Here is a 22,733-nt window from a genome sequence, read left to right on the forward strand (position 1 = left end):
CGACCTCCCCATGGCAGACGCCGACAGCGGCGGCTGCGGCGACAACTGCGGCTGCGCGCAGGGCATCGACGGACACGCCGACGACGTCATGGAGTGCGGCCTCGACCCGTCGCTCGCCCAGCTGCTGCTCGACGCGGGCCTGCACCCGGTCGAGATCGAGGACATCGCCCACATGGCCATCACGGAGGACCTGGACGGCGGCGTGGACGTCACGACCGTCGCCACGATCCCCGAGGAGGCCGTCGCCACCGCCGACTTCACGGCCCGCGAGGCGGGCGTCGTGGCGGGCCTGCGGGTCGCCGAGGCGGTCATTTCCGTCGTGGCCACCGACGAGTTCGAGGTCGAGCGGCACGCCGAGGACGGCGACCGGGTCGAGGCCGGCCAGAAGTTGCTCTCCGTCACCACCCGCACCCGCGACCTGCTGACCGCCGAGCGCACGGCGCTCAACATCATGTGCCGCCTCTCCGGCATCGCGACGGCCACGCGCGCGTGGGCGGACGTGCTGGACGGCACCAGGGCGAAGGTCCGCGACACCCGCAAGACGACGCCGGGCCTGCGCTCCCTGGAGAAGTACGCGGTCCGCATGGGCGGCGGCGTCAACCACCGCATGTCCCTGTCGGACGCGGCCCTGGTCAAGGACAACCACGTGGTGGCGGCCGGCGGTGTCGCCCAGGCCTTCCAGGCGGTGCGCGACCGGTTCCCCGGGCTGCCGATCGAGGTCGAGGTCGACACGCTGCACCAGCTGCGCGAGGTCCTCGACGCGGGCGCCGACCTGATCCTCCTGGACAACTTCACGCCGGGCGAGACCGAGGAGGCCGTGGCGGTCACCGACGGCCGCGCCCTGCTGGAGTCCTCCGGCCGCCTCACGCTGGAGAACGCCGCCGCGTACGCGAAGACGGGCGTCGACTTCCTCGCCGTAGGAGCCCTCACCCACTCCTCGCCGATCCTCGACATCGGCCTCGACCTGCGCGAGGCGGACGCCTGATGCTGCTCACCATCGACGTGGGCAACACCCACACCGTCCTCGGCCTGTTCGACGGCGAGGAGATCATCGAGCACTGGCGCATCTCCACGGACGCGCGCAGAACCGCCGACGAACTCGCCGTCCTGCTCCAGGGCCTGATGGGCATGCACCCGCTGCTCGGCGACGAACTGGGCGACGGCATCGACGGCATCGCCATCTGCTCGACCGTCCCCTCGGTCCTGCACGAGCTGCGCGAGGTCACCCGCCGCTACTACGGCGACGTCCCCGCCGTCCTGGTCGAGCCCGGCATCAAGACCGGCGTGCCGATCCTCATGGACAACCCCAAGGAGGTCGGCGCCGACCGCATCATCAACGCGGTCGCGGCCGTCGAGATGTTCGGCGGCCCGGCGATCGTCGTGGACTTCGGTACGGCGACGACCTTCGACGCGGTCTCCGCGCGCGGGGAGTACGCGGGCGGCGTGATCGCCCCCGGCATCGAGATCTCGGTCGAGGCCCTCGGCATGCGCGGCGCCCAGCTCCGCAAGATCGAGCTGGCCAGGCCGCGCAGCGTCATCGGCAAGAACACGGTCGAGGCGATGCAGGCGGGCATCGTGTACGGGTTCGCGGGCCAGGTCGACGGCGTCGTGAACCGGATGGCGCGCGAGCTCGCGGACGACCCGGACGACGTGACCGTGATCGCCACGGGCGGGCTGGCGCCCATGGTCCTCGGCGAGTCCACCGTGATCGACGAGCACGAGCCGTGGCTGACGCTGATCGGCCTGCGGCTGGTCTACGAGCGGAACGTGTCGCGGCTCTGAGGCTCTGAAGCGCTGGAGGCGCCGCTGTCACCGGAGGGCGGGGCGCGCCCGGAAATTGCCGGTTAAGCCGATTTGTCCGTAATAGGCCGTACCGTCATTTCATGCCCACGCCCTACGGAAACCGCGGCGGCATGGCGTTCGGTGCAGAAGAGCTGCGTGTGCTCCGACGCGCCCTCGCCCTCGCCCTCCACCCCAGCCCCGCCTCGGACGAGGACGTCCGGGACTGTCTCCGGCTCGCGGAGTCGCTCGACGAGGCGACCCAGGAAGGCCTCCGCCTGCGGGCCTTCCTGCGCTCCGACCTCGACCGCTACCGGGCCGCCCTGCCCGGCTCCGCGCCCGGCTACCTGAGCCTTCTCCAGGAGGCTCTGGCGGCGGGCCACAAGCCCGGCGCCGACGACCTCGCGGCGCTGCGCGCGCTGCCCGGCAACCCGGCCGCCGCGGCCCTCCTGGACCGTTGTAGCGCCCTGGCCGAACAGGGCGTACGGGACAAGCTCGACGCGCGGTACCGCTCCCGCGTCCCGGCCTCCCGCACGTACCTGCTCGCCCTCCCCGGCGGCCTCTCGGCGGCGAACCCGCAGGGGCCCTCCAGGCCGGCCCCCGGAACGCCCCAGCGGCCCGTCCCGACCCCGGCCGAGGTCTTCCCGCCGAAGCGCCGCCCCGCCCAGCCCCCGGCCCCGTCGCGGGAACTGGCGGCGGGATAGCTACTCTGGAGACATGGACTACGTCTCCGCGCTCGTGCCCCCGGTCGTGATGGCCGCGTTCTTCATCGGTCTGATCGTGACCATCGTGAAGTCGCAGGGCGGCGACAAGAAGAACAAGGAAGACGCGGCCGTCGACGCCGCCTACGCGCGCGCGGAGGCCGCCCAGCAGGGCGGCGGCACGCAGCCCAGCGCCGGCGCCTGAGACCGCCGCGACCTGGTACGAACCGCACTGAGGGGCGCCCGTCGGGCGCCCCTTTTGTGGTTGATTGGCGACTGACGCCACGTCCCACGTTGAATTACCGACTTCTCCCACTATTGTGCTTCTCGTGCCGCGCCCCTTGGGAGAACTCGAAGACGCAGTGATGACGCGGGTGTGGAAGTGGAACCGCCCGGTCACGGTCAGGGAAGTACTGGAGGACCTCCAACAGGAACGGTCCATCGCCTATACGACCGTCATGACCGTATTGGACAATCTCCATCAGAAGGGCTGGGTGCGCCGCGAAGCGGAAGGCCGGGCCTATCGATATGAGGCGGTCTCCACCCGCGCCGCGTACTCGGCCGCGCTGATGAACGAGGCCTGGGCGCAGAGCGACAACCCCGCCGCCGCGCTCGTCGCGTTCTTCGGGATGATGTCGTCGCAGCAGCGCGAGGCGCTCAGGGATGCCATGCGGATCGTTCAGCCCGAAGTACCGGGCGAAGAGGCCGCCGAAGTCCCGTCGGGCCCCGAGCAAGCGGTCGGCGAGGCCGGGCGATAGCGTCCGGACATGCCAGCAGAGCTCCCCGAAGTCGTGTCAGCCGTCGAATCGACCGCTAAAGCGGTCACCGTACGGAGGGCGAGGACGGCCGATGTGCCGGAGGTGCGCCGCCTGCTGGACGCGTACAGCCGTCAGGGGATCCTGCTCGACAAAGCCACCGTGACGCTTTACGAGGACATCCAGGAGTTCTGGGTCGCGGAACGCGACGACAACGCCGCGGTGGTCGGCTGTGGAGCCCTGCACATCATGTGGGAAGACCTCGCGGAAGTCCGCACGCTCGCGGTGGATCCCCAGGTCAAGGGGTCGGGTGTCGGACATCTGCTGCTGGAGAAGCTTCTTCAGACCGCACGCTGGATCGGTGTTCGGCGCGTTTTCTGCCTCACCTTCGAAGTCGAGTTCTTCGCGAAGCACGGCTTCGTGGAGATCGGAGAGACGCCCGTCGATACGGTTGACACCGATGTCTACAGCGAGCTGCTGCGTTCCTATGACGAGGGCGTAGCAGAGTTCCTCGGACTCGAACGAGTGAAACCGAACACCTTGGGCAACAGCCGGATGCTTCTGCATCTGTGATCGCCGCCGGACGGTATTCCGGCATCCGTGCTTGTGCGGTTCCCTATGTCCGAATCGCGCATGTTTTTGGGTCCGCTGGGCAGTGTTCAACTCCGGGATCTCTCCCGGATCTCAGCCAGGGGTTTGTGTTTTTCGGGCAAAAGCGGTTTGCTTTCCGACGTACTGCAGTACTGCATATAACAAGGGGACGGCGAAACAGCGGCCGTGGTCGCGGGGCCGCCCTTCAGATTTCGATGAAAGGAAATCCGGTGGCACAGAAGGTTCAGGTCCTTCTTGTCGATGACCTCGACGGTGGCGAGGCGGACGAGACCGTGACGTTCGCGCTCGACGGCAAGTCGTACGAGATCGACCTCACCACCGCCAATGCGGACAAGCTCCGCGGCCTCCTCGAGCCGTACCTCAAGGGCGGTCGTCGCACCGGTGGCCGTTCGAGCGGCCGGGGCAAGGCGCGCGCGACGTCCGGTGGCAACCAGGACACCGCGCAGATCCGCGCGTGGGCGAAGGACAACGGATACGAGGTCAACGACCGCGGCCGGGTTCCCCAGTCGATCCGTGAGGCCTACGAGAAGGCCAACGGCTGACTGGACGGCCGCATGGGCCGCTTTGTCGAAGTGTTCGCCGGCGCGGCCGCGCCGCGACGAAGGCGGGCCCGGTGGCAGTGTGTCGCCGCCGTGTCCACGAGGCGTACGAGATCGGGGGCGCCCCCACCGCCCCCCACGACCGACCAGGTCGAGACGGCCGTCAGGCTCGTCAGGGCCGGTAGCACCGGTTCCACCTCGCAGCCGGGCTCGGGGGGCCGCACCCAGACGGCGGCCTCCTGCGAGCCGTACCAGCCCGGAGGCGTCGGCGCGTCCATGAGACCGCCCGCTCCGACGGCCACGAGGTCCAGGGGCACCGCCCCCCACTCCAGCCAGTCGAGCAGCCCCGGCACCTCCTCCGCGCTGCCCGGCGCGACCAGGAGGCGCATCGTTTCCCCGCGCACGGCCACCGGTGACCGGGGATCGAGTCTGCGCAGCATCGCGAAGCCGGCGTCGGCGGGCACCTCCAGCACGTCGAAGCGCAGCCCGGTGCGCAGCATGACGCCGTCGGGTCCGGGCGTCGTCGCCCAGCCGAGCTCCTCCTCGTACCACTGCCGGACCGGATCGCGTCCGGTGTCGGTGAGGGGCTGGCGGGGGGCGGGAACGGTCGTGCCGGAAGTGGGGACCATGCCAGGAGCAACAGCCACCGGGCCGCCGGGGTTACGCGCTGTCGCCGTACGCTTGCGCTGTGTGTCCGAAATGGGGGCGTACGGACGTGTTGGGCGGCGCAAAGTTGTTCGCCCGTAGCGGAGGGAACCGGCGCGCGCCGCATGGAGTGTCAGTCCGTGCGGGTAAGACATTCCCTAGTGGGAGGGGCGACACGAGCGGGAGAGGCGGTCCGCGTTCGCCATCGGCGTAGTGATGGTGAGGGTATCTGCCTGGCCTGCGGGAACATCGTCTCGCACCATCGGGTTGGAGCAGTTGTCGGCGTTCGGGGCAGGAGGCCATGAACGGGTGTCGGCAGATGGAATGAGCGGTCCCCGCTTGCGGGACTAAGCTGCGGAAGGACAGGGAGGGGACCGACCCCTAACTGCCTGACCGCTCTGAGGAGCGATTAACGATGTTCGAGAGGTTCACCGACCGCGCGCGGCGGGTTGTCGTCCTGGCTCAGGAAGAAGCCCGGATGCTCAACCACAACTACATCGGCACCGAGCACATCCTCCTGGGCTTGATCCACGAGGGCGAGGGTGTCGCCGCTAAGGCCCTGGAGAGCCTCGGGATTTCGCTCGAGGCGGTCCGCCAGCAGGTGGAGGAGATCATCGGCCAGGGCCAGCAGGCCCCGTCCGGCCACATCCCCTTCACCCCCCGTGCCAAGAAGGTCCTGGAGCTGTCGCTCCGCGAGGCCCTTCAGCTGGGCCACAACTACATCGGCACGGAGCACATCCTGCTCGGCCTGATCCGTGAGGGCGAGGGCGTCGCCGCCCAGGTCCTGGTCAAGCTGGGCGCAGACCTCAACCGGGTGCGGCAGCAGGTCATCCAGCTGCTCTCCGGTTACCAGGGCAAGGAGACCGCCACCGCCGGCGGTCCTGCCGAGGGCACGCCCTCCACGTCCCTGGTGCTCGACCAGTTCGGCCGCAACCTGACGCAGGCCGCTCGTGAGTCCAAGCTCGACCCGGTCATCGGGCGCGAGAAGGAGATCGAGCGCGTCATGCAGGTCCTGTCGCGCCGGACCAAGAACAACCCGGTCCTGATCGGTGAGCCCGGCGTCGGCAAGACCGCCGTCGTCGAGGGCCTCGCTCAGGCCATCGTCAAGGGCGAGGTGCCCGAGACCCTCAAGGACAAGCACCTCTACACCCTCGACCTCGGCGCGCTCGTCGCCGGCTCCCGCTACCGCGGTGACTTCGAGGAGCGCCTGAAGAAGGTCCTCAAGGAGATCCGCACCCGCGGCGACATCATCCTGTTCATCGACGAGCTGCACACGCTGGTCGGTGCGGGTGCCGCCGAGGGCGCCATCGACGCCGCGAGCATCCTCAAGCCGATGCTGGCGCGCGGTGAGCTCCAGACCATCGGTGCGACGACGCTCGACGAGTACCGCAAGCACCTGGAGAAGGACGCGGCCCTCGAGCGCCGCTTCCAGCCGATCCAGGTCGCGGAGCCGTCGCTGCCGCACACGATCGAGATCCTCAAGGGCCTGCGCGACCGCTACGAGGCCCACCACCGTGTCTCCATCACGGACGAGGCCCTCGTCCAGGCCGCGACCCTGGCCGACCGGTACATCTCGGACCGCTTCCTGCCGGACAAGGCGATCGACCTGATCGACGAGGCCGGTTCCCGGATGCGCATCCGCCGGATGACCGCGCCGCCGGACCTCCGCGAGTTCGACGAGAAGATCGCGGGCGTGCGCCGCGACAAGGAGTCGGCCATCGACTCCCAGGACTTCGAGAAGGCAGCTTCGCTCCGCGACAAGGAGAAGCAGCTGCTGGCGGCGAAGGCCAAGCGCGAGAAGGAGTGGAAGGCCGGCGACATGGACGTCGTCGCCGAGGTCGACGGCGAGCTGATCGCCGAGGTCCTCGCGACCGCCACCGGCATCCCGGTCTTCAAGCTGACCGAGGAGGAGTCCTCGCGTCTGCTGCGCATGGAGGACGAGCTCCACAAGCGGGTCATCGGCCAGAAGGACGCCGTCAAGGCGCTCTCGCGGGCGATCCGTCGTACGCGCGCCGGTCTGAAGGACCCGAAGCGTCCCGGTGGTTCGTTCATCTTCGCCGGTCCGTCCGGTGTCGGTAAGACCGAGCTGTCCAAGGCGCTCGCCGAGTTCCTCTTCGGTGACGAGGACGCGCTGATCTCCCTCGACATGTCGGAGTTCAGCGAGAAGCACACGGTTTCGCGGCTCTTCGGTTCGCCCCCCGGTTACGTGGGCTACGAAGAGGGCGGCCAGCTGACGGAGAAGGTGCGGCGCAAGCCGTTCTCGGTGGTTCTCTTCGACGAGGTCGAAAAGGCCCACCCGGACATCTTCAACTCGCTGCTGCAGATTCTGGAGGACGGTCGTCTGACCGACTCCCAGGGTCGTGTCGTGGACTTCAAGAACACGGTCATCATCATGACGACCAACCTTGGAACCCGTGACATCTCGAAGGGCTTCAACCTCGGCTTCGCGGCCCAGGGCGACACGAAGTCCAACTACGAGCGCATGAAGAACAAGGTGTCGGACGAGCTCAAGCAGCACTTCCGTCCCGAGTTCCTCAACCGTGTCGACGACGTCGTCGTCTTCCCGCAGCTCAGCCAGGGCGACATCCTGGAGATCGTCGACCTGATGATCTCGAAGGTGGACGAGCGCCTGAAGGACCGCGACATGGGCATCGAGCTCTCGCAGTCCGCCAAGGAACTGCTGTCGAAGAAGGGCTACGACCCCGTGCTCGGCGCGCGTCCGCTGCGGCGCACGATCCAGCGCGAGGTCGAGGACAGCCTGTCGGAGAAGATCCTCTTCGGCGAGCTGCGGCCGGGCCACATCGTGGTCGTCGACACGGAGGGCGAGGGCGAGAACAAGACCTTCACCTTCCGCGGCGAGGAGAAGTCGGCGCTGCCGGACGCTCCGCCGATCGAGGACGCGGCTGCCGGTGGCGGCCCGAACCTGAGCAAGGACGCGTAACCCCTCCGGGGCGAGCGTGAACCGGGTGGGCCCGAGCTGTTCCTGAGGGAACGGTTCGGGCCCGCCCGGTTTTGCGTTCAACGGGGGTGGACGGTGACCTCGGCGTGGGGGAAGAGGCGGGCGTAGGGGGCGTGGTCGTGCACGGTGTCGGGGCCGGGGTAGACAGTGACCTCGCGGACGGCCGGGAACAGGTGCGCGTGGTCCACGAACTGGTCCGGGCCATCCGCGAGATGGAGGCCGAGGGTGCCGATACGCGGGAGTTCGGGGAGCGGGTGCGGGGGCAGATCGTCCACGACCAGGTACAGCGAGCCGAGCGAGGGGTGGTCGGCCAGCCGGTGCCAGTCGGCCGCGGTCAGGGGGCCGGCGTCCGCGCCGATGGTCAGGTGGTGCAGACCCGGTAGCGCGTCGAGTCCCCGCAGGCCGGTCTCGCCGATGGCGCCCTGGGCGAAGAAGAGGCTGCGGAGGCTCCCGGACACCGGGACGGATTCGGTCAGCGTGGAGCCCCGCAGGGGCAGGATCACCGACAGGGACGCGAGCCCGGTGAGTTCGCGCAGCCCCCGCACGGTCGGCAGGTACCGCGCGGTGAAATGGTGCAGCGGCAGCTCGGCCAGGAAGGCGAGGTCGCGGACCTCCGGAACGTTGGCCAGCGTGAGCTCGCGCAGGGCCGGAAAGCCCGCCAGCGGGGCCAGGTCGTCGACCAGGGGGTTGTTCTGGAGAGCGAGGTGGGTCAGCTCGCGCGTCGGGGCGCTCGTGAGGATCTCCGCGAGCGAGTAGGCGCCTCGCAGGTCCAGGCGCTGCCACCGGGGCATTCGGGCGGTCGCCTCCCACTGCTCGCGGTTCTGGACCGTGAGGTCGAGTCCGCTCCGAGAGAGATGGGTCAGGATCTCGGCGGCGTACTCCTCGGTGTCGAACCGGTGCCAGGTGCCCACCAGTTGGCTGCGAACGTCCAGTGAGCCGTGGCACCTGAACTTTCGCAGCACCGGGATCGCGCCGTCCCCGCCGAGGAGCGACGCCGTGATCACCACCGCGCGGGCCTCGCGGTCCGTCAGCCCTTCCGGGCCGGGCAGCAGTTCCAGTACGAACGGCCCTGCCTGGGCCAGGCGTTCTGCCTCCCGACGGGTACGCGGCGGGATCAGGGCCGCCGCCCGCCCCCGCACCTCCTCCACCACCTCCTGGTCCACGGACGCCGCGTCCTGGAGGCAGGCCAGGGCGAGCAGCGTCAGCCGTGGCACGTCTGCCGCCAGCAATCCCCGCAACAACCTCCCGCGTTCGCGGGACCGCGCATGCGCCACCGCCATCCGCAGCACGTCCTCCCACTGCGTGTCCTCGGCCCGGCCGAGCAGCACGTCGAAGTGGCCCTCCTCGACGGCGTACCGGGCGCCGAGGTGGTCGAGGAACGTGCGGTGGGCGAAGTCGACGATGCCGGGGGCGGGGCTGCGCAACACACCGCTGCGCAGCAGGAGATGGCGCAGGATCGTCGCCGCGTCGCCCTGCGCGGACGCGGCGGGTACGGACGGCAGGGCGCGTTCCAGGAGGGACAGGGCCGTGTCCTCGTCCATTTCGGTGCGGCCCGCCAACACCAGCGAGTACGCCAGGCGTTGGAGGAGTTCGATCTGGTCCTCGGTCTCCAGCTCGATGCCGTCGAGGTGGCCCATGCCGCGCTGCCGGTCCCGTTCGGTCAGGATCATCTGGAGCGCCGCGTCGTACAGGGCCTTGCGGCGCGGCGGGAGGTAGCCGCGGCGGGCCCGGTGCAGGGCGCAGATGAGGCCGCACATCAGCGGGTTGGTGGCCAGGCGCGCCAGGTCCGGCTTGGTGCGCAGCGCGTCGAGCAGCGGCTCCTCGTGCTCGGGGGCGTGCGCCGCGGCGTGCCAGTGGCGCACGAAGGCCGTGACGCGGGGGCGGTCCATCGGGGCGAGGGCGAGTTCGGTGAAGCCGTCGGCGGCCAGCCAGTCGGGGCGTACGGCGGTGGGGCGGGTGGTCAGCAGCCAGCGGTTGCCGGGGTAGCCGCGGACCAGGGCCAGCAGCCAGCTGCGTACGCGGCGGCGGTCGGCGGACGGCACCTCGTCGAGGCCGTCGACCATGACCAGCGCGCGGCCGTCGGTCAGGACGCGCTCCGCCCAGCCGTCGGGCGGCACGTGCGGGCAGTCGGTGGCGCTCAGGAAGTCGGCCGACGACGGGAGGCGGTCGGCGCGGATCAGGGTGCGCAGCGGCAGCACGAAGGGCACGCGGTCCGCGGACGTGACGGCGAGCCACTGGATCAGCGTGGTCTTGCCGGAGCCCGCCTCGCCGCGCAGCAGCACGCGTTCGTTGCCACGCCCCGTGAGCGCCTCCTCGGCGGCGAGCCGCACGGTGACCGGGGTGCCGGCGCCGGGCCCGTCCCCGGGCTCGGGTGCGGCCTCCCGCGTCGCTTCGAGGCTCAGGTAGGCGAGGTCGAGCGGCCAGTTGTCGGCGGCGTCCCGCGCGTCCAGGCCGAAGATCGTCAGGTGGTTGTGGCGGATGGCCAGGTACCGCCGGTAGCGCTCCTCGAAGCTGTGGTCCCGCGTCGCCTCGCTGTCCCGGGCGAGCAGCGCGTCGAGCTTCGCGATGGTCTCGGCCTGCCGTCGGCTCTGCTCCACCAGGGTCCGCGCCACGAAGGTCGACCGCTGGGTGAAGAAGTGCAGGATGTGCAGGCAGGCCCACTCGGTGAGCGAGTCGAGGAAGTACGTGGCGTCGGCCGACAGCTCGGGCGTCGGGGCCGCACGGCGCAGCGCGTGGGCGAGGGCGCGCGGGCCGAGGCGGACCGCCTGGACGTCGTCCATGGACAGGTCGCCGAGCGCGCTCAGGGTGCGGCCGAGGGCGAGGACGACCGGTTCCGTCTCCTCGTACGGGAACGGGGGTTCGCCGGGGCCGCACACGGCGGTGTCGACCAGCTTGCGGGCGAGGCGTTCGAGGTCCGCCTCCGTGAGGGTGCGCTTCTCGCCGTGGAAGGAGACCAGGCCGGACAGGCGCACGGGCCGGTCGGTCAGGCCCGCCCCGGGGCCTTCCTGGACGAGCAGTTTCTTGAGCGCCGGGGCGATCACGCTCGATGCGAGACGGGTGCCGAGGACAGCGGGATCCATGGGTCGGGAGCGTAGCCCCGGTCACATTCGCGTGGGGGTGGATCTTGGTGGTCGGTGACATGCCGCACAGGACCTGGATCACGTACTAACGGAAATAGTGGAACGGGGGTGGCTGCGCGGGGTCGTTACGCGGTCGATGGGTTCTGGTGATTTGTCCGTTTCGAGGTTCAATCTTCAAACAGGCTCCCGGATGGCCTGGGCGTACGGCGATGAAGTGGGGTTAAACCCAGGATGAGGGCATAAATCGGACGACTTCGGTCCCGGTCGGAAGGCCGGTCGACCCGGGACGTTTTCGGGGCGGGGGTACGAAGCCGTGTCGTAGATGGGCGTTTTGGGTGGTGATGGGCGGTGGGGTTACCAAGGGATGGCCGACCCGGCAGCACGACCGAGTGCGCCGGGTCCCCTCATGCCCCCCGAGCCGTCACGGCTTCAGAAGTCCGAGAGGTCCAGCTGTATGTCGAAGCGCACCAAGTCCCACTTCTCCAGCACGTCGATGCTCCGCAAGCGGGCTGCCGTCGTGGCCGCCGGTTTCGGCGTCTCGGCGCTGCTCGGGACCGGGGCCGCGGTCGCCGACACCGCTGACGCCGCCACCCTGACCGGTGCCGCCGCGAGCTCCGTGCAGGCCCAGGCCGACGCGCAGGCCAAGGCCGCCGACCACGCCGCGAAGGCCAAGAAGGAGGCCGAGGCGAAGAAGAAGGAGGCCGAGGAGAAGAAGGCCAAGTCCTGGGTCGACCCGGTCAAGGACTACGAGCTCTCCGCCGGCTACTCGCAGGGCGGCGCCATGTGGGCCAGCGGCCACCACTCCGGCCAGGACTTCGCCGTGCCGGTCGGCACCGAGGTCGTCGCCGTGCACGGCGGCACCGTCGTCAAGGCGGGCGGCAACGGCGCCGGTGACGGCCCCGCGTACGGCAACGCCATCGTCATCAAGCACAGCGACGGCACGTACTCCCAGTACGCCCACCTGTCGCGGATCGACGTGAAGGTCGGCGACAAGGTGGGGACGGGCGACCACATCGCGCTGTCCGGCAACACCGGCAACTCCAGCGGCCCGCACCTGCACTTCGAGATCCGGACGACCGCCGACTACGGCTCGGCCGTCAACCCCGTCTCCTTCCTGAAGAAGGAGGGCGTGAGCGTCTGACCGGCGCCCGCCGCCCCGGCCCGTCAGTCCTGATGGGCCCTGGTGACCAGATCGGAGGCGACTTCGAGGATGGCCTTGCGCTTCTCCTCGGGGTCGCCTTCGACGTCCTTCAGGACGAACATCCCGGCGTGCATCGAGAACAGCGAACTGATGCAGCGCACCCGGTCGGTGAGCGTGACGTCCTCGGGCAGCAGCAGGCCGACGAGGGTCTGCATCCGGTCCTTGAAGTTCGCGCCGATGCTCAGCTCCCGCATCGTCGCCTGGTTCTCCTGCATGAAGCGGAAGAGCGGGGCGGCGGCGGTCAGCGCGATGCTGTAGCGGGTGAGGATCTCCAGCTTCGTCTCCAGAGTGGGCGGCTGGTCCTGCGCCCAGACGATCAGCTCGTCGATCGGCGCCATCAGGTCCGCGAACAGGCTGCCGACGATGTCTTCCTTGGTCTTGAAGTGGTAGTAGAGCGCGGCCTTGGTCACGCCCAGGCGCTCGGCGATCTCCCGCAGCGACGTCTTCTCGTAGCCCTGCTCGGCGATGAGCTCCAAGGTCACGTCCTGGATGCGCTGGCGGGTGTCCCCGCGGCGCTGTTGCGGCTTGCTGCTGCCCGTGACCATCGGCTGCTGCCCTTCGTGCCCTTGTCGGGCCTTGGGAAAAAACTTACTTGACGCCCGGCTAGTTGGCGCTCTACTTTCCCCATTGTAGGTAACTAGCCGGGCGACAAGTAAGTCCCGGGGGGTTCAGGGGAGTGGGGGAACATGACTCAGGCAGCGGCGCAGCCCGCCATATCGGATTCGGACCAGGAACAGGCGAAACAGCCGCGCAGTGTGCGCGTGGTGCTGCTTGCGCTGATGATCGCCATGCTGCTCGCGATGCTCGACAACATGATCGTGGGCACCGCGATGCCCACCATCGTCGGCGAACTCGGCGGGCTCGAACACCTGTCGTGGGTCGTCACCGCGTACACGCTCGCGACCGCCGCCTCCACCCCGATCTGGGGCAAGGTCGGCGACATGTACGGCAGGAAGGGCGCCTTCCTGACCTCCATCGTGATCTTCCTGCTCGGCTCCGTGCTCAGCGGAATGGCCCAGGACATGGGGCAGTTGATCGGCTTCCGGGCCGTGCAGGGTCTCGGCGCCGGCGGACTGATGGTCGGCGTCATGGCGATCATCGGTGACCTCATCCCGCCCCGTGAGCGCGGCAAGTACCAGGGCATGATGGCCGGCGTGATGGCGCTCGCCATGATCGGCGGGCCGCTCGTCGGCGGCACCATCACCGACCACCTCGGCTGGCGCTGGGCCTTCTACATCAACGTACCGATCGGCATCGTCGCCCTCGTGGCGATCACCGCCGTGCTGCACCTGCCGAAGAAGCGGGCCGGCGGGTCCATCGACTATCTCGGGGCCGCGCTGCTCACCGTCGGCATCACCGCGATCGTCCTGGTGACCACGTGGGGCGGGACCGAGTACGCCTGGGGCTCCGCCGTGATCATGGAGCTCATCGGGATCGGGGTCGCCGCGCTCGTCGGGTTCGTGTTCTCCCAGACGAGGGCCGCCGAGCCGATCGTGCCGCTGCACATCTTCCGCAGCCGCAACTTCACGCTGATGTCCGTGATCGGCTTCATCACCGGTTTCGTGATGTTCGGCGCGGTGCTCTTCCTGCCGCTGTACCAGCAGGCCGTGCAGGGGGCGTCGGCCACCAACTCCGGGCTGCTGCTGCTTCCGATGCTGCTCGCGATGATGGTCGTCTCGCTGATCGCGGGGCGGGTCACCACCAACACCGGCAAGTACAAGGTGTTTCCGGTGGCGGGCAGCGTCCTGATGATCGCCGGGCTGTTCCTGCTCGCGCAGATGGACACCGGGACCTCGCGGGTCACGTCCGGGCTCTACATGGCCGTGCTCGGAGCCGGGATGGGCTGTCTGATGCAGATCACGATGCTGGTCGCGCAGAACAGCGTGGAGATGAAGGACATGGGCGTCGCGTCCTCGTCCACGACCCTGTTCCGTACGTTGGGGTCGTCGTTCGGCGTCGCCATCATGGGGGCGCTGTTCAACAACCGGGTGCAGGAGGTCATGGCCGAGAAGGCCGGGGCGCTCGGCGGGAAGATGACGGAGCAGTCGGCGCAGTTGGATGCGGCGAGTCTGGCGAGGTTGCCGGAGCGGGCGCGGGACGCGTACCAGTTCGCGGTCTCGTCGGGGACGCACTCCGCGTTCCTGCTCGGCTCCGTGGTGGCACTCGGCTCCCTCCTCGCCGCCCTCTTCGTCAAGGAGGTCGCGCTGCGGGGGGCGGGGCCGGAGGACCGGGTGGGGTAGGCGCGCCCAAGCCCTTCGGGCGTTTGAGGGGCGGGTGCGGGGGGCTCACTCCAACCTCTCGGGTGTTCGAACCCCTCGGGTGTTCGAGGAGCGGTGCCGGGTCTCCCCTTCAATCCCTTCAGGCGTACGAGGAGCGGTGCCGGGTCCCCAATCAAGCCTCTCCGGCGTTTGAGGAGCGGGGTCTGGGGCGGAGCCCCAGGGCGGGCGACGGTGCCGGTGGTTGCGGCCTCGGGGCTCCGCCCCGAACCCCGCTCCTCAATCGCCGGAGGGGCTGGAGTGGGGACACCCGAGCCTGGAGGGCTGCCGGAGGAGCCCAGGAGGGCTTGGTGGCGGCGGCGTCGGCGCCCGAAGCGCTGCCGGAGAGGGCCGGCGGCGCTCAGAGGTGGCGGGAAGGCCCCGGAGGGGTTAGTCGGGGAGGCGGATGATGGGGAAGCTCCCCGTATTGGTCGGCGCATGCTCCGGAAGCCAAAGAACCGCCACCGCCCCCTCCGCGGGAGCCCCACCGTCCTCCACCCCCTGCGGCCGAATGTTCCGGAACGTCAGCCGCGCGCCAAGCACCCGCGCCTGCCCCGCCGCAATCGTCAGCCCCAACCCGTGCCCGTGCCCCGCACGATCCGCTGCACCGGTACGGAACCGGCTCGGCCCCTCCTCCAGGAGATCCTCCGGGAACCCGGGCCCGTGGTCGCGCACCCGCAGCACCCGGCCCTCGACACTGACCTCGATCGGCGGACGCGCGTGCTTCGCCGCGTTGGCCAGCAGGTTGAACAGGATGCGCTCCAGCCGGCGCGGATCCGTCGTCACCTCCGACTCGTGTATCACCCGGACCGTGACCCCGTCGGCGGCGCGCGCCGCGACCCGGCGCTCCACGAACTCGCCCAGCATGATGTCCTGCAACTCGGCCCGCTCGGCCGCACTGTCCAGCCGGGCCACTTCCAGTACGTCCTCGACGAGCGTCCGCATCGCCTGCGCGCGATCCTTGACCAGCTCACTGGGGCGCCCCGGCGGCAGCAGCTCGGCCGCGGTCAGCAGCCCGGTCACCGGCGTGCGCAGCTCGTGCGCGATGTCGGCGGTGACCCGCCGCTCGGCCTCGAGGCGCTGCTTCAGGGCGTCCGCCATCGCGTCGACGGCCTGCGCCAGATCGTCCGTCTCGTCCCGTACGACACCGCCGATGGCACGGCGCACCCGCACATCGCTCTGACCCGCGGCGACATCGCGGGCCGCGCTCGCCGCCTTGCGCAGCCGGCGCGAGAGCTGACCGCCGATGAGCACACCGAGCGCGCTGCCGCCGAGTACGACGGAGATCGAGCCGATGAGCAGCGCCTTGTCGAGGTCGTCCATGACGGTGGCGCTGCGGTCCGCGAACCGCGAGTGCACCGAGAGGATCTCGCCACTGCTGAGCGGCACCGCGGCCCAGATGTCGGGAACGCCGGAGGCCGACTCCGACACGAAGGTGACGCGGCGGCCCTCCCGGGCCTTCGCGCGCAGGTCGTGCGGGAGCGCCGGATCGTCCACCTCGAAGCCGACGGGCAGATTCCCGCCGCGCGCCTCGTACTGCCGCTGCACGAACTGGATGCGCTCGTCCTGCACGTCCCGCGCGTTGTCCAGCATCGAGACGCGGGCCGCGTTGTGCACGACGAGGCTGAGTGCCACCGCGACGAGGGCGCCTACGAAGGCGATCGCCACGCTGATCTTCCACCGCACGCCGGTCCGCAGACCGTGCGGAATCCACGAGCGGCCGCTCGTCCGCGCACCGGACGGCTGCCCCGCGGGCCGCGTGGCGCGCGGCGCCGGTACGGCAGCCGCCTCCTCGCCCCGCCCCGCGGCGGAGGCGTCCGACCGCTGCGGGTGCCCCGGCCCGCGCCCGCGCCCGATGCCCGCGGTCCCCCTCCTCATATGCGATGCCCCATCGGCCCCACCGAACCCATCGGTCCGATCGAACCCATCGATCCCACCGAACCTGTCGGTCCCGCCGAACTCATCGGCCCCGCCGAACCCATCGACCCCACCGGCCCATACACGCGCTGATCCATCCGCCGCTCAGGCCTTGAGCTTGTAGCCGAAGCCGCGGACCGTCTCGATGCGGTCCTGGCCGATCTTCGTACGCAGCCGTTGCACATGGACGTCGACGACGCGGGTGTCGCCGCCCCAGCCGTAGTCCCACACGCGCTCCAGGAGCTTGTCGCGGGAGAGCACCGTGCCGGGCGCCGAGGAGAACTCCAGGAGGAGACGCATCTCGGTGGGCGTCAGGGCCACCGGCTGCCCGGCCTTCCTGACCTCCATGCCGTCCGTGTCGATCTCCAGGTCGCCGAAGCGCAGCGCGCCGTGGTCGGGCGCGGGGCTCTCCTCGGCCGCAGCGGAACCGGCTCCCGGCCCGCCCGCGTGACCGAAGCGCCGCAGCACGGCACGGATGCGGGCCACGAGCACCGCCCCGTCGAACGGCTTCGTCACGTAGTCGTCCGCTCCGGCCTCCAGGCCGAGCACGACATCGATGGAGTCCGCGCGCGCGGAGAGCATGATCACCGGGACCGTCGACTCGTCGCGGATGCGGCGGCACAGGGAGACACCGTCGAGCCCCGGCACCATCACGTCGAGCAGCGCGATGTCCGGCCGGTCCGACCGGAACGCCTCCAGGCCCTTGAGCCCGTCCGGCATCGCGGTCACCACGAACCCGTCGCGCTCCAGGGCGAGCTGGGTGGCCTCGCGGATGACGTCGTCGTCCTCGACGAACAGGACGTGCGTCGGCTCGCTCTTGCGGTCACCGCCCATGGCGCCCATCCGTTCTCTCCTCCACCACGTAGGTCAGCCGTCGTCGTCCGAGGGCGAGGGGGCCGCCCCGTCCACCGCGCTGCTGTAGTCGTTGTGCGTGCGGCTCTCCTGGGCGAAGTGGTCCCCGTTCCACCGGTACGTGAGGATTTCCTCGCCCGAGGGGGAGGCGACCGAGTCGCCCTTCTCGTACACCTGCTTCGTCACCACGAGATCACCCCGGTCGATCTCCGCGTACACCGGGGGCTCCTCGGCCCGGAACACATTCTTGTACGTGCCGCCCACGTCGCGATACACGTACGAGCCGATGCCCACCGCGTCTCCGCAGGTCATCACGTTGACCACGACGTCGCTGCCGGAGCTGCCAGAACGGCCGGAGCTGCCGGTCAGCGTCCCGTAGCTCACGTCGACCGGGTACTCGTCGGCCACGCACGGCTTGAGGTCGGCCTTGATGTCGGCGCTGACCTCCGGGTCCTTCTTCACCAGGCGGACCGCCTCGGCCGAGGACGGGGCGGACGGCGAGGCGGAGGCGGAGGGCGAGGCGGACGGGCTCGCGCTGCCCGCGACGGCCGTCGAACCGACCGGATCCGTACGGGCCGGGCCCTCGTCCCGGGCGCCGGTGCCACCCGTGGAGCAGGCCGCGAGGAGTCCGGCGCACAGCCCGAGGGCGGCGAGCCCGGCGATCGCCGCGCTCCCCGCCTTCGCTCCCCGCATCAGCAACGCGCGCCCCCGCGCCAGGGACGTACGCCCCCACCACAGGGAAATACGCCCCCTCGACAGGGACGTACGAATCCCAGAGGCACGTGTGCCTAGGCCGCGCAACGCTCCCGCTCCTCACGTTCGAGCGCGCGATCCACCAGTTCCTCGCGGTCCCGCTTCTCCAGCTCCTCACGGAGCCGGGCAAGGGCCCGGTGCAGCGTGCTCTTCACGGTTCCGGCCGACATTCCGAGAGCGGCGGCCGTCTCCTCTGTGGACATCTGCTCCCAGTGTCTCAGCACCACGACACTGCGCTGCTTCGGAGCCAGCACCTTCATGACGTCCATCAGCAGCGCGCGGTCCGCGTGCTGCTCCGTCGAGTCGTCGACCGAGGACTCCGGGAGCTGCTCGGTCGGCACTTCCTCCAGCTTGCGGGCCCGCCACCACTCGGTCCGCGTGTTGATCATGACGCGGCGCAGATACGCGTCCGCCAGGCGCTTGTCCGCTATGCCGTCCCACCGCCCGTACGTCCGCACGAGCGCCGTCTGAAGCAGGTCCTGCGCGTCGACCGGATCGGGGACCAGCCGCCGGGCACTGCGCAGCAGAGCGTCCTGACGCGTCCGCACGTACTCCTCGAACCCGAGCACCTCACCGCCGTGCGCCATGATCAACTGCCTCCCGATTCCCGCTCAACCCCGTGGTTCCGCACAGATCGTGTGCGGCTACGAGGAAGAAGTTACGGAGGAGTTGTCACGGCGTTGTCCGCGCCGGCCACCGGCGAACGCACGACTGTCCGTCGGTTGTGTAACGAACGTAAGAGCGAGCCAAGAGGCGGCGCCGGGCGGGCCCGGAACCGCCCCCGGATCAGCCCAGCGGAAGCCGGTACAGACCGCCCGCGAGCGGTTCCACCAGCCCGTCGTCGACCAGCCCGTCCAGGGCCCTGGCCCGCTGCACCGGCTCGTCCCACACCCGGTCGAGCGCGGCCTGCGGCACCGGTCCGACGGCCTCGCGCAGCACCGCCAGCAGCTTGCCGCGCACCTGCCGGTCGGTGCCCGCGTACGTCTGCCCGCGCCGCGGCGGGCCCTCGTGCGCGGGCTTGCCCGCGAGCCGCCACGCGCACATCGCGGCGATCGGGCAGCGGTGGCACTCCTCGTTCTTCGCGGTGCACACCAGGGCGCCCAACTCCATGGAGGCGGCCGCCCACTTGGCGGCCGTGTCGTCCTCCTCGGGCAGCAGCGCGCGGGCGAGCTTGCGCTCGGCGGCGGTCGTGGCGTTCGGCGGGTACTGGACACCGCCCACGGCGCGCGCGAACACCCGCCGCACGTTCGTGTCGAGCACCGCGTGCCGCTGCCCGTACGCGAACGAGGCGACGGCGGCCGCCGTGTACTCGCCGATGCCGGGCAGCGCGAGGAGCTGCGCGTGGCTGGTGGGGACGTCGCCGCCGTGGCGTTCCGTTATGGCGACGGCCGCGCCGTGCAGGCGCAGGGCGCGGCGCGGATAGCCGAGCCTGCCCCAGGCACGGACGGCCTCGCCGGGCGCCTCCGCGGCGAGGTCGGCGGGGCGCGGCCAGCGTGCGAGCCACTGCTCGTACACCGGGAGCACCCGGTTCACGGGGGTCTGCTGGAGCATGAACTCGCTGACCATCACGCCCCACGGGCCCGCCTCGGGGCGGCGCCAGGGCAGGTCGCGGGCGTGCTCGCTGAACCAGTCGATGACCGGTGCGTGGAGATCGGCGTTCTCGGGGGTCTTCGTGAGCGCAGTCATGGCACTTCCGATCCTGCCATGCGAACGAGCGGGCTCCGGGCGGGCGACACCGTCCCGGTCGCCACGGTGCGCCGTGCGCCCCCGGAGCGCCCCCTCACTTCCGTCAGCGCCGGTGCGCGCCGTGCCGCGGACGGGAGGCGCCCGACGCGTGCTGCCCGGACCCGGCGGGCCCCGGACCGGCGAACCAGAGCACCAGCCCGTTCCGCGATCCGCGCATCGCCTCGACCACCCGCGCTCCCGGCCGGGTGAGCAGACGTACGAAGAGGATCGCGACGAGCGTGCCCAGCAGCAGGCCCGCGGCGACGTCGTGCGGGTAGTGCACGCCCACGAAGACGCGCGAGAAGGCCATGAGGATCGCCATCGGCACCGTCAGCCAGCCGATCCTGTGCCAGGCGAGGGCGAGGCCCACGGCGGCCGCGGCGGCGATGGTCGCGTGGTTGCTGGGGAACGACCAGTCGCCGTACGCGGGGCAGTCGATGAGCGGAGCCACGGCTCCGGCGACGGCCCGGCACGGGCGTTCCTCGTCGATCGCCGACTTGAGCGACTCACTGATCACGTAGGCCACCGCGGTCCCCAGCGGCGCGAGCACCGCGACGGCGAGCGCCCTCGGGTCGTCCCTCCGCGTCCGCCACCAGGCGACGACGAAGAGCACGGCGAACAGCAGCAGACCGAGTTCGGTCCACACCTCCATGAGGTGCTGGACCCACGACGGCGTGTCGTGAGCGAAGTCGAGGATGCCGCGATACAGGTCGGAGTCGATGGTTCCCATGGTGACGGACAGTATGCATGACCCCTGGACCGTCACATCCGGCGATGGCGGGGCAGCGACGAACGCCACACGCGTGATGATGATCCGGAAAACTTGGTGCCCTTGGCGGCGGGTGGCACCGGACAACGGCCCGATCTCTCGTAAGGTTTGAGCCGTGGGATCTCTGCGCAATCCGATCGGGCCGCTTCCCTCCTCCATCTATTGGCGACGGAGGGTTGTTCTGCTGTCCATCGTGGCGCTGCTCGCGCTGCTGATCGTATGGATCGTCAACTGGGGCGGCGGGGGCGGGAACAACGGCGCGGAGGGGCCCGGCGGCAAGCAGCCGACGGAGTCCATCACGCCCGGACCCTCCGGCTCGGGGCCCGCGATCAGCGAACACCCGGGCGGGCGCGACGAGTCGGGCGGTTCCGGAGACGGCTCCGGCGACGGCTCGGGTTCGGGGTCCGGCTCGGGCGACGGGGCCGGTTCCGGTGACGGCGCGGGCTCCGGCGGCGGGTCCGACGACGCGGCGGGCGGGGACGGCGGCGACGGCAACGGCGGTACGTCGTCCGGGGACCAGGTCCCGGCCGGGTCCAAGCTGCCCGACTGCACCGCCGGTGGGGTGTCCCTGAAGGTGCGCAGTGTCCACAACTCGTACGCGCCCGGGGAGAAGCCGAAGCTGAAGCTCGTCGCGGAGAACACGACGGACAAGTCCTGCAAGGTCGATCTCGGGCCGAAGACCGCGGTGGTCACGATCACGAAGGCGGAGGCGGACAAGCCGTTCTGGTCGTCGGACGACTGTCCCGCCGGGGCGGGGAGCCTGGTGCTGAGGGCCCCTGCGGGGGGTTCGGTGGAGCGGGATCTCACGTGGGACCTGCGGCCCAGCGCCCCGCGGTGTGCGACTCCGTCGGCCGGGGTCGCGGGGCCGGGGACGTATCTGGTCGAGGTGAAGGCGGCGCAACTCGCCGCCGTGCAGACGTCGTTCGTCCTCAAGGAGGACTAGGGCACGACAGACCCTAGGCGCCGCGCCCCTCCGGGGTGGGCGTCACGGGGCGCTGCCCCGGACCCCGCTCCTCAATCGCCGGAGGGGCTTGATGGTGCGCATGTGCGCTTATACGTAGCGTTCCAGGATCGAGGACTCCGCCAGGCGGGAGAGGCCTTCGCGGACGCTGCGGGCGCGGGCTTCGCCGACGCCGTCGACCGTCTGAAGGTCGTCGACGCTCGCGGCGAGGAGCTTCTGGAGGCCGCCGAAGTGCTCGACCAGGCGGTCGATGATGGCGCCGGGGAGGCGCGGCACCTTGGCGAGGAGGCGGAAGCCGCGCGGCGAGACCGCGGAGTCCAGCGCCTCGGGGGAGCCGGTGTAGCCCAACGCCCGTGCCACCGTCGGCAGTTCCAGCAGCTCCGCGTGGCTGAGCGAGTCCAGCTCGGCCAGGGCCTCCGGGACCGTGCGCGAACGCTTGGCGGTGGGCTCGGGCACGTAGTCCCGCACCACCAGCTCGCGCTCCGGCTCGACGCCCGCGATCAACTCGTCGAGCTGGAGCGCCAGAAGGCGGCCGTCCGTGCCCAACTCGACGACGTACTCGGCGATCTCCGTGGCGATGCGGCGCACCATCTCCAGGCGCTGCGCGACCGCCGTGACGTCCCGGACCGTGACCAGGTCCTCGATCTCCAGGGCGGAGAGCGTGCCCGCCACCTCGTCGAGGCGGAGCTTGTAGCGCTCCAGGGTCGCGAGGGCCTGGTTGGCACGGGACAGGATCGCCGCCGAGTCCTCCAGGACGCGGCGCTGTCCGTCCACGTAGAGGGCGATCAGGCGCATCGACTGGGAGACCGAGACGACGGGATAGTTGACCTGCTTGGAGACCCGGTCCGCCGTGCGGTGCCGGGTGCCCGTCTCCTCCGTGGGGATCGTCGGGTCCGGCACCAGCTGGACGCCGGCCCGCAGGATCTTGTCGAGGTTCGAGGAGACCACGATCCCGCCGTCGAGCTTGCACAGCTCGCGCAGGCGCGTGGCCGTGAACTCCACGTCGAGGATGAACCCGCCGGTGCACATCGACTCGACCGTCTTGTCGGAGCCGAGGACGATGAGTCCGCCGGTGTTGCCACGGAGGATGCGCTCCAGGCCGTCACGCAGGGCGGTTCCGGGCGCGACGGCACTCAGGGCGGCGCGCATCAGACCGTCCGCGCCGGAGCTTCCGCCGGACTTGCCGGGAGTTGCCGCCCGGTCGTTGGCTGCCACTGCACTCCTCCGGAT

General features: G+C 70.5%; 21 protein-coding genes. 11 read left to right on the top strand and 10 right to left on the bottom strand.

The annotated features are described in order from the left end of the window. The first annotated feature begins 10 nt into the window (after nt 1-10). The 7 genes from nadC to ACYBSK_RS01810 all read left to right on the top strand — a co-directional run bounded on the left by nadC (nt 11) and on the right by ACYBSK_RS01810 (nt 4,389). Nucleotides 11-985, top strand: a complete 975-nt coding sequence (gene nadC, locus ACYBSK_RS01780) for a carboxylating nicotinate-nucleotide diphosphorylase (RefSeq protein ID WP_460246939.1) — start codon at nt 11-13, stop codon at nt 983-985. Then, nucleotides 985-1,782: a type III pantothenate kinase gene (locus tag ACYBSK_RS01785; RefSeq protein WP_457475042.1), complete on the top strand. Its 798-nt coding sequence runs from the start codon at nt 985-987 to the stop codon at nt 1,780-1,782. Before nadC ends, ACYBSK_RS01785 begins: the two co-directional genes overlap by 1 nt. Nucleotides 1,783-1,883: 101 nt before the next feature. Beyond that, complete coding sequence (locus tag ACYBSK_RS01790; RefSeq protein WP_460244944.1) at nt 1,884-2,483, top strand: hypothetical protein; 600 nt, start codon at nt 1,884-1,886, stop codon at nt 2,481-2,483. 13 nt (nt 2,484-2,496) lie between these two features. Next, nucleotides 2,497-2,685: a hypothetical protein gene (locus tag ACYBSK_RS01795; protein WP_460244945.1), complete on the top strand. Its 189-nt coding sequence runs from the start codon at nt 2,497-2,499 to the stop codon at nt 2,683-2,685. 124 nt (nt 2,686-2,809) lie between these two features. Beyond that, complete coding sequence (locus ACYBSK_RS01800) at nt 2,810-3,238, top strand: BlaI/MecI/CopY family transcriptional regulator (protein ID WP_457475045.1); 429 nt, start codon at nt 2,810-2,812, stop codon at nt 3,236-3,238. A gap of 9 nt (nt 3,239-3,247) precedes the next feature. Further along, a complete protein-coding gene (locus ACYBSK_RS01805) occupies nt 3,248-3,808 on the top strand; it encodes an amino-acid N-acetyltransferase (protein ID WP_457475046.1) in 561 nt (186 codons plus the stop codon). Nucleotides 3,809-4,056: 248 nt separating this feature from the next. Further along, nucleotides 4,057-4,389, top strand: coding sequence for a histone-like nucleoid-structuring protein Lsr2 (locus ACYBSK_RS01810; protein ID WP_457475047.1), 333 nt, complete (start codon nt 4,057-4,059; stop codon nt 4,387-4,389). On the opposite strand, the gene ACYBSK_RS01815 is transcribed toward ACYBSK_RS01810, so the two are convergent. Then, nucleotides 4,368-5,015: an SCO3374 family protein gene (locus tag ACYBSK_RS01815; protein WP_457475048.1), complete on the bottom strand. Its 648-nt coding sequence runs from the start codon at nt 5,013-5,015 to the stop codon at nt 4,368-4,370. The two genes, ACYBSK_RS01810 and ACYBSK_RS01815, sit on opposite strands and share 22 nt — an antisense overlap. A gap of 431 nt (nt 5,016-5,446) precedes the next feature. Between ACYBSK_RS01815 and ACYBSK_RS01820 the strand changes: the two genes are divergently transcribed. Further along, nucleotides 5,447-7,972, top strand: a complete 2,526-nt coding sequence (locus ACYBSK_RS01820; RefSeq protein WP_457475049.1) for an ATP-dependent Clp protease ATP-binding subunit — start codon at nt 5,447-5,449, stop codon at nt 7,970-7,972. 77 nt (nt 7,973-8,049) lie between these two features. On the opposite strand, the gene ACYBSK_RS01825 is transcribed toward ACYBSK_RS01820, so the two are convergent. After that, nucleotides 8,050-11,070: an NACHT domain-containing protein gene (locus ACYBSK_RS01825; RefSeq protein ID WP_460244946.1), complete on the bottom strand. Its 3,021-nt coding sequence runs from the start codon at nt 11,068-11,070 to the stop codon at nt 8,050-8,052. Between the two features lie 454 nt (nt 11,071-11,524). Between ACYBSK_RS01825 and ACYBSK_RS01830 the strand changes: the two genes are divergently transcribed. Beyond that, nucleotides 11,525-12,211 carry a M23 family metallopeptidase gene (locus ACYBSK_RS01830; RefSeq protein WP_457475051.1) on the top strand — a complete coding sequence of 229 codons (687 nt, stop codon included), beginning with the start codon at nt 11,525-11,527 and terminating at the stop codon, nt 12,209-12,211. Between the two features lie 23 nt (nt 12,212-12,234). Here ACYBSK_RS01830 and ACYBSK_RS01835 read toward each other — a convergent pair whose 3' ends face one another. After that, the gene (locus tag ACYBSK_RS01835; RefSeq protein WP_460244947.1) at nt 12,235-12,816 is read right to left on the bottom strand and encodes a TetR/AcrR family transcriptional regulator; all 582 of its coding nucleotides are present in this window, start codon (nt 12,814-12,816) and stop codon (nt 12,235-12,237) included. A 141-nt stretch (nt 12,817-12,957) separates the two neighbouring features. Between ACYBSK_RS01835 and ACYBSK_RS01840 the strand changes: the two genes are divergently transcribed. After that, nucleotides 12,958-14,511: an MDR family MFS transporter gene (locus tag ACYBSK_RS01840; protein ID WP_457475053.1), complete on the top strand. Its 1,554-nt coding sequence runs from the start codon at nt 12,958-12,960 to the stop codon at nt 14,509-14,511. A gap of 405 nt (nt 14,512-14,916) precedes the next feature. Here ACYBSK_RS01840 and cseC read toward each other — a convergent pair whose 3' ends face one another. The 6 genes from cseC to ACYBSK_RS01870 all read right to left on the bottom strand — a co-directional run bounded on the left by cseC (nt 14,917) and on the right by ACYBSK_RS01870 (nt 20,503). Continuing rightward, the gene (gene cseC / locus ACYBSK_RS01845; protein WP_460244948.1) at nt 14,917-16,404 is read right to left on the bottom strand and encodes a two-component system sensor histidine kinase CseC; all 1,488 of its coding nucleotides are present in this window, start codon (nt 16,402-16,404) and stop codon (nt 14,917-14,919) included. 144 nt (nt 16,405-16,548) lie between these two features. After that, nucleotides 16,549-17,277 carry a two-component system response regulator CseB gene (gene cseB / locus ACYBSK_RS01850; RefSeq protein ID WP_460246940.1) on the bottom strand — a complete coding sequence of 243 codons (729 nt, stop codon included), beginning with the start codon at nt 17,275-17,277 and terminating at the stop codon, nt 16,549-16,551. Between the two features lie 33 nt (nt 17,278-17,310). Continuing rightward, nucleotides 17,311-17,988 (bottom strand): hypothetical protein, encoded by a 678-nt coding sequence (locus ACYBSK_RS01855; RefSeq protein WP_460244949.1) that lies wholly within the window; start codon nt 17,986-17,988, stop codon nt 17,311-17,313. A 95-nt stretch (nt 17,989-18,083) separates the two neighbouring features. Beyond that, nucleotides 18,084-18,635, bottom strand: a complete 552-nt coding sequence (locus tag ACYBSK_RS01860; RefSeq protein ID WP_457475056.1) for a SigE family RNA polymerase sigma factor — start codon at nt 18,633-18,635, stop codon at nt 18,084-18,086. A gap of 199 nt (nt 18,636-18,834) precedes the next feature. Further along, on the bottom strand, nt 18,835-19,734 hold the full coding sequence (locus ACYBSK_RS01865) for an HhH-GPD family protein (protein ID WP_457475057.1): 900 nt from the start codon (nt 19,732-19,734) through the stop codon (nt 18,835-18,837). A gap of 103 nt (nt 19,735-19,837) precedes the next feature. Then, nucleotides 19,838-20,503: a phosphatase PAP2 family protein gene (locus ACYBSK_RS01870; protein ID WP_457475058.1), complete on the bottom strand. Its 666-nt coding sequence runs from the start codon at nt 20,501-20,503 to the stop codon at nt 19,838-19,840. A gap of 154 nt (nt 20,504-20,657) precedes the next feature. Here ACYBSK_RS01870 and ACYBSK_RS01875 point away from each other — a divergent pair, with 154 nt between their 5' ends. Further along, a complete protein-coding gene (locus tag ACYBSK_RS01875; RefSeq protein WP_460244950.1) occupies nt 20,658-21,485 on the top strand; it encodes a hypothetical protein in 828 nt (275 codons plus the stop codon). Nucleotides 21,486-21,593: 108 nt separating this feature from the next. Here the strand turns inward: ACYBSK_RS01875 and disA are convergent, their stop codons facing one another. Next, a complete protein-coding gene (gene disA, locus ACYBSK_RS01880; RefSeq protein WP_457475060.1) occupies nt 21,594-22,718 on the bottom strand; it encodes a DNA integrity scanning diadenylate cyclase DisA in 1,125 nt (374 codons plus the stop codon). Nucleotides 22,719-22,733: the final 15 nt, after the last annotated feature.

Source organism: Streptomyces sp. BYX5S (assembly GCF_054724165.1).